The sequence below is a fragment of the Dyadobacter sp. Leaf189 genome, assembly GCF_001424405.1.
Lineage (GTDB): Bacteria > Bacteroidota > Bacteroidia > Cytophagales > Spirosomataceae > Dyadobacter.
In genome coordinates this window covers 315689-332940 of sequence record NZ_LMPS01000006.1, presented here as the reverse complement: position 1 = coordinate 332940, position 17252 = coordinate 315689, and the positions used below count along the sequence as shown (strand labels likewise).

Annotated in this window: 15 protein-coding genes; 5 read left to right on the top strand and 10 right to left on the bottom strand. The window is 49.2% G+C overall.

The genetic code is table 11. The annotated features are described in order from the left end of the window. Positions 1–5: 5 nt before the first annotated feature. Positions 6–1331: a cytochrome P450 gene (locus ASG33_RS19960; RefSeq protein ID WP_056289542.1), complete on the bottom strand. Its 1326-nt coding sequence runs from the start codon at positions 1329–1331 to the stop codon at positions 6–8. Between the two features lie 96 nt (positions 1332–1427). Continuing rightward, positions 1428–1907: a Dps family protein gene (locus ASG33_RS19955; RefSeq protein WP_056290541.1), complete on the bottom strand. Its 480-nt coding sequence runs from the start codon at positions 1905–1907 to the stop codon at positions 1428–1430. A gap of 214 nt (positions 1908–2121) precedes the next feature. Between ASG33_RS19955 and ASG33_RS19950 the strand changes: the two genes are divergently transcribed. Together ASG33_RS19950 and ASG33_RS19945 are read left to right on the top strand one after the other, a co-directional pair. Further along, positions 2122–2808, top strand: a complete 687-nt coding sequence (locus ASG33_RS19950) for a lipid-binding SYLF domain-containing protein (RefSeq protein ID WP_056289539.1) — start codon at positions 2122–2124, stop codon at positions 2806–2808. Between the two features lie 6 nt (positions 2809–2814). Then, positions 2815–3063 (top strand): KTSC domain-containing protein, encoded by a 249-nt coding sequence (locus ASG33_RS19945; protein WP_056289534.1) that lies wholly within the window; start codon positions 2815–2817, stop codon positions 3061–3063. A 39-nt stretch (positions 3064–3102) separates the two neighbouring features. On the opposite strand, the gene ASG33_RS19940 is transcribed toward ASG33_RS19945, so the two are convergent. The 4 genes from ASG33_RS19940 to ASG33_RS19925 form a co-directional block, all read right to left on the bottom strand. Further along, a complete protein-coding gene (locus ASG33_RS19940; protein ID WP_056289526.1) occupies positions 3103–4797 on the bottom strand; it encodes a GMC oxidoreductase in 1695 nt (564 codons plus the stop codon). Between the two features lie 15 nt (positions 4798–4812). Further along, the gene (locus ASG33_RS19935) at positions 4813–6003 is read right to left on the bottom strand and encodes an esterase (protein ID WP_056289524.1); all 1191 of its coding nucleotides are present in this window, start codon (positions 6001–6003) and stop codon (positions 4813–4815) included. Between the two features lie 70 nt (positions 6004–6073). Next, entirely contained in the window at positions 6074–7585 is a 1512-nt protein-coding gene (locus tag ASG33_RS19930) for a DUF1501 domain-containing protein (protein ID WP_056289520.1), read from the bottom strand. Between the two features lie 3 nt (positions 7586–7588). Next, positions 7589–10813 carry a DUF1553 domain-containing protein gene (locus ASG33_RS19925; protein WP_056289518.1) on the bottom strand — a complete coding sequence of 1075 codons (3225 nt, stop codon included), beginning with the start codon at positions 10811–10813 and terminating at the stop codon, positions 7589–7591. A 107-nt stretch (positions 10814–10920) separates the two neighbouring features. Here ASG33_RS19925 and ASG33_RS19920 point away from each other — a divergent pair, with 107 nt between their 5' ends. Both ASG33_RS19920 and ASG33_RS19915 read left to right on the top strand, forming a co-directional pair. Beyond that, entirely contained in the window at positions 10921–11769 is an 849-nt protein-coding gene (locus tag ASG33_RS19920) for a neutral zinc metallopeptidase (protein WP_056289514.1), read from the top strand. Positions 11770–11886: 117 nt separating this feature from the next. Next, a complete protein-coding gene (locus ASG33_RS19915) occupies positions 11887–12267 on the top strand; it encodes a response regulator (RefSeq protein WP_056289511.1) in 381 nt (126 codons plus the stop codon). A 25-nt stretch (positions 12268–12292) separates the two neighbouring features. Here the strand turns inward: ASG33_RS19915 and ASG33_RS19910 are convergent, their stop codons facing one another. Both ASG33_RS19910 and ASG33_RS19905 read right to left on the bottom strand, forming a co-directional pair. Further along, complete coding sequence (locus tag ASG33_RS19910) at positions 12293–13054, bottom strand: DeoR/GlpR family DNA-binding transcription regulator (protein ID WP_056289506.1); 762 nt, start codon at positions 13052–13054, stop codon at positions 12293–12295. Positions 13055–13119: 65 nt separating this feature from the next. Beyond that, on the bottom strand, positions 13120–14523 hold the full coding sequence (locus ASG33_RS19905; protein ID WP_229238753.1) for a sensor histidine kinase KdpD: 1404 nt from the start codon (positions 14521–14523) through the stop codon (positions 13120–13122). A 234-nt stretch (positions 14524–14757) separates the two neighbouring features. Between ASG33_RS19905 and ASG33_RS19900 the strand changes: the two genes are divergently transcribed. Next, entirely contained in the window at positions 14758–16368 is a 1611-nt protein-coding gene (locus tag ASG33_RS19900) for an aminotransferase class V-fold PLP-dependent enzyme (protein WP_056289503.1), read from the top strand. A gap of 100 nt (positions 16369–16468) precedes the next feature. On the opposite strand, the gene ASG33_RS19895 is transcribed toward ASG33_RS19900, so the two are convergent. Together ASG33_RS19895 and ytxJ are read right to left on the bottom strand one after the other, a co-directional pair. After that, complete coding sequence (locus ASG33_RS19895) at positions 16469–16663, bottom strand: hypothetical protein (protein WP_157474865.1); 195 nt, start codon at positions 16661–16663, stop codon at positions 16469–16471. 118 nt (positions 16664–16781) lie between these two features. Beyond that, positions 16782–17114 carry a bacillithiol system redox-active protein YtxJ gene (gene ytxJ / locus ASG33_RS19890; protein ID WP_056289495.1) on the bottom strand — a complete coding sequence of 111 codons (333 nt, stop codon included), beginning with the start codon at positions 17112–17114 and terminating at the stop codon, positions 16782–16784. Positions 17115–17252 lie beyond the last annotated feature (138 nt).

Sequence of the window (17252 nt, the reverse complement as noted above, 5' to 3'; positions counted from 1 at the left end):
TGAACTTATCTCACGTACAATTTAATACCATTTGTGGATTTAAGAACAATCTGGGGGTGCATTCCGACGGTGTGCGCAGGATCATTTTCAAAAGTAAAACGCTTGACCAGTGAGGCGAGCAGCAACTGCATTTCCATCATCGCAAATTGCTGTCCGATACATATCCGCGGACCTGCTCCAAAGGGCAGATAGTTGAATTTAGGCCGGTTCTTTACATTTTCAGCATTGAAATTGCCGGGATTGAAAACAGAAGGATTTTCCCATAAATGCGGGTTCCGGTGCAGCTCGAAAACGGACAAAAACACGGAGGTGCCTTTGGGAATGTGGTACCCTTCGATATCGCTGTTGATCACCGCCTCCCGTGTCATGGTCCAGGCGGGCGGGTACATCCGGAGCCCTTCTTCGACAACCTGCCGGGTATAAGGCATGCGCATCAGCTGCTCGAAAGTAGGCACATTGTCAAAAATATCACTTTCTTCCCTGATCCGGCTGGTGATAGCAGGTTGTTTGGATAGCTCCCACAAGAGCCAGCTCAGGCCGGTCGCCGAGGTTTCGTGGCCGGCTGCAAACATGGTGATCGCCTCGTCGCGGATCTGCTGATCGTTCATTTGCTCGCCAGTATCTTCGTCGGTACTGTCCAGCAGGAGTTGAAGTAGATCATTAGGCGCGTCGCCCGACTTTCTTCTTTGCTCTATAAAATTAAAGATCAGCTTATTGAAGTAGCCCAGGTCGGTACGGAAGTACTTATCTTCCCCGTTGATCGCCATTAATGGCCTGCGGTACGGCCGGCGCACGCGGGTCACCAGGTATTTCTGCGTACGTGTTACCTGCTTGTAAATCTGCGCTTTGTCTTCGCTTGTCATATTTCCAAACAGCGTCTTCAATGCGATATCCGAAGTGATCGCCATCATTTTGGCATCAATATCAATGGCTTCTTTCCCGCGAACCGCTTCCATATCGTCCAGAAAAGCTGCTGTGAGGTCGCCCATCGAGAGGAACAGTTCCTGTAAACGCTCCCGGTGAAAGGCAGGCTGAACCAGTCGCCGCTGCCGCAGCCAGAAATCGCCTTCGCTCGTGACCAGTCCATTGCCAAGCACGGGCTGCAGCATTTTGGAAGAGCTTCCTTTCTTGAAATCTTTATTATGCTGCTGCAGAATGTGTTTGAAAAATCCGGGATCACGGCTGATCACAAACTCACGGAAGAGCCTGATCCTGAAAGTATCGCCACACTGATCGAAACCTTGCCGCAGAAAGTGCAGCGGGTCCTGTGCAAATTTGACAGCTCCTAACAAGCTGAATCTCCCGATCCGGTGTTGTGGTATAGTGCGCATGGTTTTGATTTTAAAGACGAATACAAGTAAATCATAGAAACGCAAAAAACCACCTGCAAGGCAGATGGTTTTGGTAAAATCGGTGTTGGCCTGACTTTATTTTTTGCCTGCGAAAGAACGCAGCATCCAGGTATTCTTTTCTTTAAACTGCATGAAACGGTTGACCATATCATTGGAACCGTCGTCACCAGCCTGCGAAGTAGCTTCGAGCAGCTCGCGTTCCAGCTCGATCAGCTTCGCCATATCGTCCAGGATCGCGTCCACCATAGCCAGGTCCTGCATTCCGATAGTATTGATCTCCTTGATCTGCGATTCATTGATATAATCCGCAAAACGACTGTGCGGCGCCTTTCCGAGTGTAAGTACACGTTCTGCAATCTCGTCGATCGTCAGCTGTGCATTTGTATAGAGCTCTTCAAATTTTACATGCAGTGTAAAAAAGTTCTGACCCTTTATATTCCAGTGGCATCCACGCAGTTTCTGGTAGTGAATGTGGTAGTTGGCGAGGTAATCATTGAGCAGGTCTACAACAGGTTTTACTTCCTGTTCATTGAGGCTGATTGCTTTGGCATCCATAATAGTAGCGTAAGATTGAAAATGGTGTTTCAGTTTATTTAAATCAACAAAATCGTACCAATATATCATATAACGCATTACTATACGTTAATCCGGTCGAAAATGAATAAAGTATGACAAACAGGACGGCCGCAGCGGCTGGAAATGTGAAAACGCGCATTTACGGCACGATACTTTATAGACAATTACTCACAATCCACTAATTATTTTAACCATGTTCATTGCAGAATTGAAAGGAAGATTGATCGCGATTTTATTGCTGTCAGGTGTTTTTGCAAACACAGTTGTAATGGCGCAGGCCAAAGAAGAAGAAAAGCTGGTTGCTGCTACTGCTGTTTTGGATGATTTTAATGAGATGCAGGAGAACATACCCGCACAGTTGCTGAATATTTCAAAGGGTGTAATCATTATACCTAAGATGATCAATGCAGGATTGATGGTGGGCGGTAAGTACGGCCGCGGCGTGGCAATGGTGAAAAAGGAGAATGGGGAATGGAGCGATCCTGTGTTTATCACCATTACCGGCGGAAGTATCGGTGCGCAGATCGGCGTGCAGGCTGTGGATCTGGTACTCGTATTCAAGAACAGTAAAACATTGCTTGAAATCGGGAAAGGAAGTTTTACACTTGGCGGAGATCTTTCGGTAGCAGCCGGGCCCATGGGGAGAAGCTCCTCTGCGCAGACAGATTACAAGCTGGAAGCGGAAGTGTATTCCTATTCGAGAAGCAAAGGATTGTTTGCCGGAATCACGATCAACGGAGCTGCATTGGCAGTAGATACCAAAGCCAACAATGAATTTTATGACGATTGGAAGGACGCAGGAACGGTCTTCAGAAGCTCGAATGTATCTTCAAAACCGGTAGAAGACCTGCGCGCCAGACTGGACGAATTTAACAAATAATGCAAGATGCCATCCTCGGTCGTTTCATCATACAGCTATGACGGAGATACGGAAACACTCAGGATCACCTACGTTTCCGGGATGGTCTACGACTATAAAAAAGTACCCCTGGAAGTGTACCAGGCCATGAAGGCCACCACATCCAAGGGTACTTTTTTGAATAAGTATATCAAAGGTAACTTTGAATTTGAGCGGGTCGAAGGGAGCGTGCGCCATGCCCTTCGACCGCCCGGCGGCCCGGTGCGCTCAGGGTGACAAATAGGAGCACTTGTCAGTCTGAGCGCAGTCGAAGACTCAGCCTTTCAAATAATGATCCACCGCCCTCGCGGTCAGTGCCATGTAGGTTAGGGAGGGGTTTTGGGTGGAGGTTGAGGTCATGCAGCCGCCGTCGGTGACGATTACGTTTGGACAATGGTGTAGCTGGTTCCATTTGTTGAGCATGGATGTTTTTGGGTCGTTGCCCATTCGGATGCCGCCCATTTCGTGGTTTTCACTGCCCGGGTTTCGTTTTGTATCTGCTGTTTTGATGTTTGTAAATCCTGCTTTAGACAACATTTCACTCAGCTCGGTATAAAAATCCTGAACCATTTTCATGTCGTTCTCATCGAATGCGACTGACATCCGTAGCTGTGGGATACCCCAGGCATCGGTGAGCGTCGGGTGCAGACTGATCATATTGCTTTCTTTCGGCAGCGTTTCTCCCATCATCTGAGTACCGATGCTCCAACCGCTCTCGTCCGGCGCAAAGAGGCTCGCTTTCAGATCTTCACCAATACCATTGTTGGCATTGCCCATTTTCGACGCGCTCATGGAAACTGCATAGCCGCGGAGGAAGTCTGTTTCCTGTTTGAAAACGTTCCTGAATCTTGGAATGTAAGCGCCATTCGGGCGGCGGCCGTCGGTGGTACGATCGTGAAACCCGTCGAACTCGGCACTGACCCGGCCGCGGTAATTGTGAAAACCAATGTATTTACCCAGCGTACCGCTGTCGTTTCCGAGTCCATCGGGAAAGCGGCTCGACCGGGAGTTGAGCAGGATCAGGTTGGAGTTAATGGCAGACGCATTGATGAAAATCACTTTTGCATAGTATTCGCTCATTTCCTTGGTGATCGCATCTACCACCCGCACGCCGGTAGCTCTTTTTTTCTTCTCGTCATAAATAACCGAATGCACCACCGAATGCGGCCGGAGCGTGAGGTTCCCCGTCTTTTCAGCCCAGGGTAAAGTAGAAGAGTTTGTACTGAAATACCCTCCAAACGGGCAGCCGCGCTGACACATGTTCCTGTGCTGGCATTTTGCCCGGCCTTGTTCCAGGTGTACAGGCTGCGGATCAGTGATGTGTGCTGCTCTGCCAATGATAATTGGTCGCGTATTCTTATAGTTTTTGGCAGTTTGATCAGTGAAATGCTTTTCAACGCAGCTCATTTCGTGCGGCGGAAGAAATTCACCATCAGGTAACTGCGGGAGCCCGTCTTTGTTTCCCGAAATACCTGCAAATTTCTCTACGTAGCTGTACCAGGGAGCAATATCCTTGTACCTGATCGGCCAGTCGATCCCAAAACCGTCGCGGGCGGGACCTTCAAAATCGTAATCCGACCAGCGCTGCGTTTGTCTTGCCCACAACAGCGACCGGCCGCCTACCTGGTAGCCGCGCATCCAGTCGAAAGGTTTTTCCTGCACATAAGGGTGGAATGCATCTTTGACAACAAAATGCATGGCGTCCTCTTTGAAAATATAATGTTTGCTGGCAATCGGATTGGCTTCACGTATCGCCAGCGAAGGCTGACCCCGGTGCTCAAATTCCCAGGGAAGCATATTGGTAGTAGGGTAGTCGACAATGTGCTTTACATCCTGCCCTCGTTCCAGCACCAGCGTTTTCAAGCCTTTTTGAGTTAATTCTTTGGCAGCCCAGCCGCCGCTAATGCCCGTTCCAACCACGATTGCATCAAATGTCCGGGCTTTTTCCGCATCAATATTGAAGTATGCCATTTCTGTTTTTACCGTTCAGGGTTTCTTTTTCCATAAATTGGGCAGCAGCTTGTCGTGCAGGAGCATCCGCCAGGTACCCCAGTCGTGCGCGCCTTCGCCGCCAATGAAATACTCGTGTTTTACGCCGATTTTGTCGAGCGCCGCGTGCGTTGCTGCTGATCTTTTCCCAACGAAATCCAGTTCGCCGCTTCCCAGACCCACCAGCAGGTAATCCACTTTGTCTTTGATTTTTGGATCATTGAAAAAGGCCGGATTCAGCTTTTCAGGTTCCAGGTCTCCCGCACTCAGGATACCAAACGAACTAAACAGATCAATCGCATTGAAGCCGACTGCCTGCGTATGCCGGCCGCCCATTGATAGTCCCGAGATAGCACGCGATTTCCTGTCTTTAACCGTACTATAATGCGAATCAACAAATGGTATGATCTGCTTTCTCAATTCATCCTCAAAAAGCTGGTAAGTTTTCTGTAAATGCTGCGGGTCAGAGCGGTGCAGCACCTGGTTATTGGGCATTGCGATAATCATCGGCGTGATCTTTCCTGCTGCTAAGAGGTTGTCCGCTATGAAGTTGGCTCGACCGTCGAGCTCCCATCCATTGGCAAGCTCGCCGCTTCCGCCGAGCAGGTACAATACCGGGTACTTCTTCTTCGGATCGTAGCCCGGCGGAGTATACACGAACATTTCACGCTCGCCATTAAGTACATCCGAATGGTAAATGTGGCGCGTTACACTTCCGTGCGGCACCTTTTGTGCATCGTAATAGGCAGGTTTGCTGTCGTGCACTACCACATTACTGTACCCCGGCTGATTTGCGCTGCCAGTCAGTGTATTATTGGGGTCAACAACCGGCACTCCGTCGAGCAAGATCCGGTATACATAAATATTCGGCGTCACCGGACCTACCGTGAGCGACCAGTTGCCTTCACGGTCTTTGATAAAAGGGATCGGGTCCTTCGATTTCAGTGCCAGCAAAATCGGTCCGCCGGTAAGTGCGACCTTCTGCGCCTCCGGTGCTTTGAGCCTGAACGTGATCGTGTGATCATCGTGCACCTCGGGCGAAATCACGCTGCCACCGTAAGGCACCAGGTTTTGTGTGTTTTTTTGCGGATTAAAATCCAGGTTTACATTGGCCTGCTGCGCGTAAACAGCCTGGGCAGCGACCAGGGTTGCGGAAACAAGCAGCGCATGTCTGAGTATTTTCTTCAAAGTCGGGATGTATAAAGTAGCGGCGCGAGCCTAATATATGGATAAGACGAAAAATCGGCCGGAATACCTGTCATGCCAGGATCGCTTTTACCAGATTTCCGTGCACGTCGGTCAGCCGGAAGCGGCGGCCCTGGAATTTATAGGTAAGCCGCTCGTGGTCTACGCCCATCAAATGCATTAAGGTGGCGTGAAAATCGTGTACATGCACCGGATCTTTCACGATGTTGTAGCTGAAATCGTCCGTTTCTCCATAGCTCAGACCAGCCTTCACGCCGGCGCCCGCCATCCACATGGTAAAGCACCTCGGGTGATGGTCGCGGCCGTAATCATCTGCGGTCAGTTTGCCCTGCGAGTATACTGTCCGCCCGAATTCTCCTCCCCAGATCACCAGTGTATCATCCAGCAAGCCGCGTCTTTTCAGGTCGATTATCAATGCGGCAGTGGCCTGGTCGGTGTCTTTGCATTGCTTGGCTATCCCTTTTGGTAAGCCGCCGTGCTGGTCCCAGCCCTGGTGATAAAGCTGTACAAACTTTACATCCTTTTCCAGCAGCTTTCTTGCCAGAATGCAATTGGCCGCATAAGTACCCGCATCCCGGCTGTCAGGACCATAAAGATCGAACACTTCGTCGGGCTCCTGGCTGGTATCCATCACCTCCGGCACCGAAGTCTGCATTCTGAATGCCATTTCATATTGGGCAATGCGGTTCGCGATCTCAGGATCACCGTAGGAATCGTTTTGAAGTTGATTGAGTTGGGTTAAATATTGCAACATTTCGGCGCGGTCTGCACCGTCGTAACCCTCGGGATTGTTCAAAAACAAAACCGGATCCTTACCTGACCTGAACTGGACTCCCTGGTGCCTGGATTCCAGGAACCCATTGCCCCAGAGCCGGGCATAGAGCGGCTGGTCTTTGGGCGCGTTTTTGGAGACGAGGACAATGAATGTAGGCAAATTGTGATTGTCCGAACCCAGCCCGTAGCTTACCCACGAGCCGATCGAAGGCCGGCCGGGAAGCTGGTTTCCTGTTTGAAAAAATGTAATCGCCGGATCATGGTTGATCGCCTCGGAATAAATCGATTTCACAATGCAAAGATCATCGACAACCTGGGCGGTGTAGGGCAGCAGCTCACTTACCCAGGTATCGTTTTTTCCGTGCTGATTGAATTGATAGATCGACGGTACCATCGGCAATGCACTCTGGCTGGCGCTCATGCCCGTAAGCCGCTGGCCTTTTCTGACAGAATCAGGCAAATCCTGACCGGCCAGGTTCACCAGTTTCGGTTTATAATCAAATGTTTCAAACTGCGACGGGCCGCCGCTCATAAAAAGGTAAACGACGCGTTTGGCTTTTGGGGCAATGTGCGGCAAAGCTTTGAGAATGTCCGCTTCCAGATCGGTCCCGCCTGTCGCATTCCGACTTCCTGAGCCAGTTACCTTCCTTAGTCCGAAGAGTGAGCCCATTGCCAATGCACCTAATCCCAGGGAAGTTTTGGTTAAAAACCGCCTGCGATCCAGCTTGTGGTGCAAGGCATCAAAGTCTGGTGAATGCAGCCGGAATTCGTCTTCATGGTGGTGTGACATCGCTTATCTTTTGGTTAAACTGGCGTCAGAATTGAGAATTGTACTTGCTACCACGCTGTTGGCTGCCACCATCGCCGGCTCCATTTTCATCGTAACCCTGTATTGACCGCTTCCAAGCCAGCCTTGTGCCTTTTCAGGGTATTTGTCAAACTTTTCTCTTTGCAATTTTTGGAGTGCGATCAGCAGGTCCAGTTCCTTCGGCGGAGGCATTTTGCCGGTCAGCTTGCGGTATGCAATGGTTATGGCAGCTTTTGGGTCGGCTATTCTGGTCATTTGTTCGCCCAGAACCTTACATGCTTCCACAAATGTCGGGTCGTTCAATGTGACCAGTGCCTGCAATGGGGTGTTGGTTTTCTGTCTTCTTACTACGCAAAAGCTGCGCGAGGTGGCGTCGAAGGTGGATAGCGCGGGATGTGGTACCGAGCGTTTCACAATCACATATAAGCTCCGGCGGTAAACTGCATCGCCGGAATCGGGTACATAATTGCTGCTGTTAATGGACCACAAACCTTCTGGCTGATAGGGTTTAATGCTTTTACCGCCAATTTTCCTGTTTAATAATCCGCTCGCAAGCAGCGCATTGTCGCGGATCATTTCTGCCGACATTCTGTTGGAAGGTCCCCGGGCAAGCAGCCGGTTGTCGGGATCCCGCTCTTTTACCTCGCGACTCACGCGCGAATCCTGGCGGTAACTAGCCGACATGACGATCAGCTTGTTCAGCTTTTTCATATCCCAGCCGGATTCCCGGAAAGTCACTGCCAGCCAGTCGAGCAGCTCGGGGTGGCTGGGCATTTCTCCCTGGTTGCCGAAATCTTCGGTGGTTTTCACCAGACCAGTGCCAAAGAAGTTTTGCCAGAGCCTGTTTACTGCCACGCGGGCGGTAAGCGGGTGTTCCGGCGCTACCAGCCACTGTGCGAGTCCGTACCGGTTTTTGGGTAAATGTTTGGGGAATGCGAGAATAGAGGCAGGAGTAGCAGGGTACACTTTTTCGCCGGGCGCATCGTAATTCCCCCTGAGCAGCACCCGCGCCTGCTTAGGTTTCGGCATTTCCTCCATTACCATCAGCTCAGGTACATTTTCGAGTGAATCGGACAGCAAGGTGCGGTTTTGCTGCAATGACGCGCGCATTGCGGCAGCTTCCTTGCTTTCTGCTGCCAGGTAATAGCTTTTCAGGATCTGCTTTTCGTCGGCTGATAGCTGTGAGGGCAACCTGGCCGCGAGCTGTTTCCAGGATGCTTTTTGAGCAAGAACAGCGATTTCAAAGGGAGTTAATGCGCGATTGTAAACTGTAATGTTGTCAACCTGTCCGCCTGTCAATCCAAAGCCGCGCCACCAGGCACCGATCTGCAAACCCGGCTGAACCGCCGATTTGAACAAAATATCTTTTGTAAGCTGGTCCATTGTTGTTTCCATTGCCAGCTCTGTTCCGTCCTGGAAAAGCCTGAAACCCGCTGCCCGCGACGAACCATCGTATTGCATTGTTAAATGGATCCATTTGTTGCGGGTGACCGGCTGCTTTGAAATCCTGGTAATCGCGTCGGAAGGAGCAGTGTGCGCCATGTTAATTTCCAGTTGGTCATTTTTGAGGTATAAATGGTAGCCGCGGAAGTTATAGAGCCGCTCGGCCTGACTTTTATGGAATATGACGCCCTCTTTCAGATCTCCCGGAATGAACACGCGGATACCAATGCTGAAAGGTTCTGATTTCCTGAAAACACCAGCCTGTCCCAGGTCCAGGTACACATCCCCATTCAAATGCAAGGCTTTGCCGCCGGGCGTATCTGTAAACTCAGGTTCTCCCGCCGGGCTACCTGATTCGCGTTTCATGGTACCTGCATTTTTCGGGTTAATGGCATCCTTCAACGTGCCATTGTCAAACGAGAACTGAGCTTGCAGACCGGTTTGAGGGATAGTTTGTTTAGAAAGTTTGCGGTATGCGCCCTTTGATATCCATTGATCAAAATCAACATCAGCCTTCGCTTCTGTTTGTTTCAGGCTGTCTTCCGATTGTTTGATCCGGGTTTTGATAAATGCCAGCACTTTTTCCTGCTGTGGACTAGGCAGCAGCAGAGTAGGAGTGGGCAGGGCGTCGTCCCAGGAAATTTGTCCTGCCTCTTTTACATTATTGAAGAAGCTGAAAAGTTCGTAGTAGTTTTTCTGCGAAACGGGATCGTATTTGTGATCGTGGCACTTGGCGCAGCTCACCGAAAGCCCGAGGAATGCATCTCCGAAAGTGTTGGTACGATCAACCACATACTCCGTCTGAAATTCTTCTTCAATGATCCCGCCTTCCATATTCTGCTGGTGGTTCCGATTGAATGCGGTCGCAATCCGCATATCTTTTGTTGGATTCGGCATTAAGTCACCGGCGAGCTGCCAGGCGATAAACTGATCATAATGCATGTTCCTGTTGAATGCGCCAATCACCCAGTCACGGTACGGCGACATATCCCGCAGCCTGTCCACCGTATACCCGTGCGAGTCTGCAAAACGTGCGAGGTCGAGCCAGTCTACGGCCATTTTTTCACCATAATGGGGAGACGCAATCAGCCTGTCGACCTGTTTCTCATATGCATTGGCGGTATTATCTTTCAAAAAACGATCCATTTCTTCCAAAGTCGGCGGCAGGCCGGTCAGGTCAAGGGATACTCTCCTCAGCAGCATCTCCTTACCTGTCTGTGCGGAAGGTTGCAGCTTTTCTTCTTCCAGTTTTTTAAAAATGAAATGATCGATCGGGTTAACGGCAAGATTTGTCCATTGGGTAGCAGGTACCTCCGATTTTTCGGGCTTCACAAATGCCCAATGCGGCTGGTATACGGCACCATCCCTGATCCACTTGATCAGTACTGCTTTCTCATTCGCCGAAAGCGAAAGGTGCGACTCCGGAGTGGGCATTACATACTCAGGATCAGCGGAGATAATGCGGTGAAAGAATTCACTATCAGCGAGATCGCCCGGCTCAATCGCTGCCCGGCCGGATGTTTTGGAGATTTTTTCGTAGGCGGACCCGGGAAGGTCCAGTCGCAAACCGCCTTTTTGCTTGGCCTTATCAGGCCCGTGGCAGGCAAAGCATTTATCTGAAAGAACCGGTTTTACATGGCGGTTGTAATCCAGTTTGTCCGGCAACTCCGCCATTGCCACTTCCACTTCGTCGGGAAGCTGCGGTGAGCAAGCGGTGAAACCATAGCCGGCAAAACAACAGATTAAATAAACGATCGCCTTTTTCATCTGAGGTAAAAGCGGTTCTTTATCTAAATATAATTTAAGATTTACTATAATGGCATATTATTAGCATGTCTTCTAAAAACCTTACACTAATCTAAACTTTACACAAAATGCGTTGGCAGGATTTAGGAAGAAGTAGCAATGTTGAAGACCGCCGGGGTATGTCAGGAGGCGGCAAAGTAGCTATCGGCGGAATCGGCGCCATTATTGTGCTCGCAATCGGCCTTTTGACCGGTCAGGATCCCAGCGTGATCCTCGGTAACCTTCAAGGTAACGAGAGTGCAGAGCAGGTACAAACCCGCCCGCCAGGCCCGCGTCCTGACGACCGTACCGCCGATATGGTTTCGGCCGTATTAAAAAGTACCGAAGATGTGTGGAGCAATATATATGCTGAAAACGACGGTCAGTATGAAAAGCCGCGTCTACAGATCTTTGAAAATGCAACGCAAAGCGGCTGCGGCAGCGCGTCGTCTGCAATGGGGCCGTTTTACTGTCCTGCCGACCACAAAGTGTACATCGATCTGTCCTTTTGCGACGAGCTGAGAACGCGCTTTAAAGCACCGGGAGATTTTGCAGTAGCCTATGTAGTCGCGCATGAAGTGGGGCATCACGTGCAGAATTTAATGGGAATATCTGAGCAGCTGCAACAGCAGCGAGGCCGGATCAGCGAAGCCGAGTACAACAAACTTTCAGTTAAGCTCGAATTACAGGCGGACTTTCTTGCAGGTGTCTGGGCCAATCACGCGCAGGAAATGAGCAATATCCTCGAACCTGGTGATCTTGAATCGGCATTGAAAGCGGCAAATGCGATTGGTGACGATAAGCTGCAAAAGGAATCGCAGGGTTATGTGGTGCCCGATGCATTTACCCACGGTACCTCTGAGCAGCGGATGTACTGGTTCAAGAAAGGTTTTGAGACGGGCGACCTGAACCAGGGAAAGTACGAGAACATCAGGTAAGAGCAGCTTCATTTTTCCGGATAAATCGGGTGCAAGATTTGCAGGAACCTGCTTTTGCCCATTGCATTCATTTTCAATATTGTTAATTTGCATTCAGATTTATCCGGCCCCTTTTAAATGCTCTATCAAAACATTCTTCTGATCGATGATGATGAAGATGATCAGGAAATATTCCTGAGTGCACTCGAAAATGCCGCAGACTCGGTAAAGTGTGTGGCATTCAGTAATGCTGTTCAGGCATTTGAAAAGCTGCAAAAAAACGAGCTGGACACGGATATCATCTTTCTTGACCTCAATATGCCGTTGATGAACGGGCAGGAGTTTCTTACGCAGCTCAAAAAGCAGCAAGATTTAAAGGATATTCCCGTCATTATTCTGTCAACTTCTTCCAATCAAAACACGATCCAGCAGGCCAAAAAACTGGGTGCAGTTGATTTTATCACCAAGCCGCACAGCTTTGACGACCTTGTGCAGATTCTACGGAGAGTTTTAGTTTAGTTAAAAAAAACTGTCGCTCGCTGCATTATACCACGATAAGCTGCGCAACTCCCTTTGCTTTAAGCGCTTTCTTAGTTTGTTCTTCAATCCCGCCGTCAGTAATCAGGCACGAAATGGCGGATAGCTTCGCGAATTTAATGTAGCTATCCCGACCTATTTTGGATGAATCACACAGCAAAATAGCCTGCGATGCATTTTGCAGGTAAGCTGAGGTAATGCCTGATTCGTGCTCGCTGTGAGCGGTCAGTCCGTTTTCAGCAGAGATACCGTCTACACCGATGAAGCATTTGGCAGCATGGTAACCGTGTATATGCTCGATTGCTTTTTGCCCGTGTACTGCTCTGCGCTTTTTATCCAGTTCGCCGCCGATCAGGTTAATGCGGATAGATGGTACGTCGATCAGCTCGGCCAGTACGGGCAATGAATTGGTAATTACGTGAATGTTGGCTTTCTTTTTCAAGTGCGTGCACATCTGGAACACTGTACTGCCGCAATCCATGAATATCGTATCCCCGTCATCGACCAGTGTAGCTGCTTCCTGCGCAATGCGCTCTTTATCTTCATGCCGCTGTACTTTCTTGTCGGAAAAACCGGTGATCACTGCATTGTCGGGCTTCATCGCACCACCGTGCGTCCTGACCAGCAAACCCTGTTCGGTGATTTCGTGTAAGTCGCGCCGGATGGTAGCCGGCGAAGCGGCCATTTTATCGGCCAGCTCAAACACCGACAAGCTGCCGGCTTCATACACCTCCGCCAGGATTTTCTTTTTTCTTTCCTGAATTGTCATTTGATCAAATTTTGATCAAAAGTAATCAAATGAACAGATATGTAATGATGAAATCGGCCCCTGGATCAGGCTGTGTGAGGAGTTGTGATAGCGATTCCATTGGCTAACGGAATACTGATAAAGAAACAGGTACCTGCGCCGGGCTCGCTTTCAAACCAGATTTGTCCCTGCTGTGCCTTGATGAAATCTACACAAAGCAGCAGTCCAAGTCCCACGCCCTTTTCGTTTTTGGTGCCGTAAGTGGATTGTACATTCAGTGAAAATATGCTTTCACTCTTTTCGGCCGACATTCCTATACCATCGTCCTGAACCTTGATGATGCAATTGCTATCCCGCACTTCTGACCTGATTGTAACGGTACCGCCGCTTTGAGTGAACTTGATCGCATTACCGGTGATATTGCGCACGATGATCTGCATCATATCGCCATCGGCGCAGACGACAGTTTCCGGATCAATGCAGTAGTCGAGTGTAATGCCTTTTGTGGCGGCGATATCCTTTTCGAGGCGCAGGGTCGGTTCCAGTAATTTGGCTATTTCAATGTGTTCCAGTCTGGCGGAAACACCATAAAGCTGTGACTTTGACCATTCCAGCAGCTTGCTCAGCATCGCGAGCGTGTTCTTGGTCGCATTGAGCAGATCATTTTCGATTGCCAGCTTTTGACTTTCTTCCAGTTCATGCTGGGTGAGCAGTTCGAGGAAGTTCTGAATGCTGCCCAGCGGTGAGCGAAGATCGTGCGCCACGATCGACATCAGTTTGTTCTTTTCGGCATTGATCCGTTCCAGCTCCTGGTTCTGTGCGGTAATCTGCTCGTTTTGGGCCTCAATTGCTTTTGATTTTTCAACAGTGACGAGCTTTTCCCGCTCATAGCTCCGGCGGATATAGTGAATGCAGAAATAGGCGATCGCTGCTACAACCACGTAGGCCGACATATGATCGACAAACTTGGCAAACCTGCTATCGTAAGTATCAGGAACAGATCGCGGAACAGAATATTCAAAAATGCATAGCAATACGAAAACGCCTACATTGACAGGTATCCAGAACTTGTACTCGCTGCGCGGACTGATCGCAATGCTGAGCAAAAGGAAAAGCAGAAAAAAAAGGTCAGTAGGCCCATTAATACCTGCATTCAGGAAGTAATTGATTGTAAACAGGATCAGCCCGATCACGTTTGTGGCAAGGATGGTAGCAGGTGCCTGGTTTTTGAACCGCGAGAGGTAGTAAAGGCCAAAAGCCAGCAAAAGCACCACGAGGCTTGTGAGCGCCACTTCCGGCAGGCCGATAAAATAGTTAAATGGAATGTTGTAAGTAAGAGCGAAGATCGAAATCAGGCATACGGAATGGAATATGCGTGCATTCAGAGGGAATTTACTTGGCTCTCCGGAAAGTCTGGCCCAGAGTTGATACAGGTAAAGCTTAGGAGGCAAGGCGTCTTTCTTTTCGTTCTTACAAATATAAGAGAGCATAGTTGTAATACCACGTAGAACTAGTTTAAAATAATTAGCTATACGTCACACCGCCGTTATGAAATATCAGGGCTTTTTTTAGATTTCATGAAGGGTTTCAACTTATTCGTTAACCTACCCGAAAAGGATTATTATATTTGGCAGACGTTTGCATAGCGATAAGCCCGTGTTGCTCTTTCTCCTGATTGCAAAATATAAATAGCTAAATATTTCCTGAACGCTTACCGGATTATAATGAAAAGAAGAGATGCTCTTAAAGATTTGTCGATGCTGCCACTTGCGGGCGGCGTAATGCTGCCTTCCCGACAGGAGCAGCCGGCAGCAAATGCCCTCAACGACGCTGCTGCCGGCAAACAGATTTACCAGTCCATCGGTGTGGAGCCGATTATAAATTGCCGCGGAACATTCACCATCATAGGCGGCTCAGTGGAGCGGCCGGAAGTGCGGGCTGCAATGGACGCAGCTGCGCAGGTTTTTGTGCAGTACGATGAACTGGCATTTGCCGCAGGAAAGCGACTCTCTGAACTGACCGGCGCAGAATGGGGGCTTGTATCCTCGGGTTGTGCAGCCGGGCTTAAACACGTAACGGTGGCCTGCGTGACAGGAGGTAACCCTGAAAAGCTGGTGAGGATACCCGACTTATCGGGTTTTGAAAAAACAGAAGTGATCGTTCCGAGATATTCGCGGAACGTTTACGACCATGCATTGCGCAATGTGGGTGTGCAGCTGGTTACTATCGACACGATCGAGGAGCTTTCGAATGCGATCAATCCCCGGACTGCGTTGATTTATTTAATGGCTTGCCCGGAATCAATGAGCGGGCCGGTTTCTCTGGAAGCGATCTCCAAAATTGCCAAACCCAAGAACATTCCGATACTGATTGATGCAGCTGCTGAGGATCTTACTATCCCAAATGTGCATTTGAAGATGGGCGCCGATGTGGTGGTTTACAGTGGTGGAAAAGCTTTGTGCGGCCCGCAGTGCGCCGGACTTGTATTAGGAAGAAAAGATTTACTGATGTCGGCCTGGCAGGCGAGCGCCCCGCACCACGGTCCGGGAAGGGATAACAAAGTAGGCCGAGAAGAAACAATGGGGATGATTGCCGCCGTGGAAGCCTGGACCAAAAGGGACCATGCAGGTGAATGGAAGCGGTGGCTGTCGTGGCTGGATAGCATTTCAAAGAAAGTATCCGCAGTCGATTCAGTGAAAACAACGGTGATTGAGCCCAAAGATCTTTCGAACAGAACACCTGTACTTCGGGTCACCTGGGATGCTACGAAGTTGAAGATCACGGGAGAGGAAGTTGCAGAGCTTTTCGGTCGCACCAAGCCGAGGATAGCGCTGGGCGGCGGTACCAGGAATGATGAGACTTATGTAACCATTACAACCGGCCAAATGCAGCCGGGAGATGAAAAGGTGGTGGCAGACCGTCTTGTGGAGGTTTTATCTCAAAAACGGACTGCACCTAAAACGGAAATGGCAGCAGCCTCCGTTTCGCTCAAAGGGCACTGGGACGCAGAAATTGAGTTCTTTTCAAGCAAAAGCAAGCATTCGCTGATCATTGAGCAGGATGGTAACTGGCTCAACGGTTCACATAAAGGCGAGTTCAGTGTGCGTGAGCTGCAGGGGACGGTTGAAGGGAATGAATTTAAAATGCGCAGTACCGACAGGCAGCCTGCCGATGCGATCACCTTTTTGTTTTCGGGCACTGTGAAAGACGATGTGATGACCGGCTCCATTTATATGGGTGAGTACATGACTGCTAAATTCACTGCTAAAAAATACAAGTTCAAGTACAAGCGGGAGAAGGTGTTTATTCCTTCGGGACCACCGCTGGCTACCTGATTTTACCGCATACAAAAAGAGCAGCACAAGGCTGCTCTTTTGCGTTTGTTATAGATGAAGTGTAGGAAATACGTTTGAAAGCCAGGTGCTTGCCTGGTTGTTATCTTAATGCCAATAAGCCCGTGAGCGGAAAATCAGGAGCGGGTTCTGGGACGGGCTGTGTGCCTGTCAGATTTTTTAAAAAATCCATTGCGTCCCTGGCAAGCAATTCTTTGATATGCTTGCCGCCCAGCTGGTCATAATACCACAGCCAGACCATCTCCTCTGATACAATCAGGTAATGCAGCTTTTCCATGTTCGTTGACGTAAATAACACTTCAAAGTTATGGAATAAATCCATTTAAATGGAAATAATCCATACCAAATTTTTAAAAAAATGGAAGTGAGTTTTTGAAATGCTCACTTCCAGCTTATTAACTTATATGTGCAAGTGTATCGCGTAGCGAAACTGCTTCATGAGACGCATCGTAAATGCATTCTCCATTTTTAACGACAAGGATCTGCGGCGATTGGTGCTGAACGCGGAAACTGTCGGCAATAGCCATCGATTCCTTCCGGTTGCTGATCACGTCCACGATATAGATAGGAGTGGAAATCTCAGGGGAAGCGCTGACATCCATTTTCAGCTGGCGATACGCCATCAGGCTTGTCATGCATCTTGGGCTGTGCTTGTAAATAATGGAATATTCGCCTGACTGGTGTATTTTCTGAACTTCTTCTTCACTATTGATTGCAATCCAATTCATAACTGATCGGTAACGTTGTTGTTGGTGACTTGCAACTTCAACACAACAAACAGCCCTTTTCATTCCCGGTTACATTAAAAAATGCTTTAATACGCTGTTTATGAATGTTTTGCCCGGATGTGAATAGTTGCTTTTTTT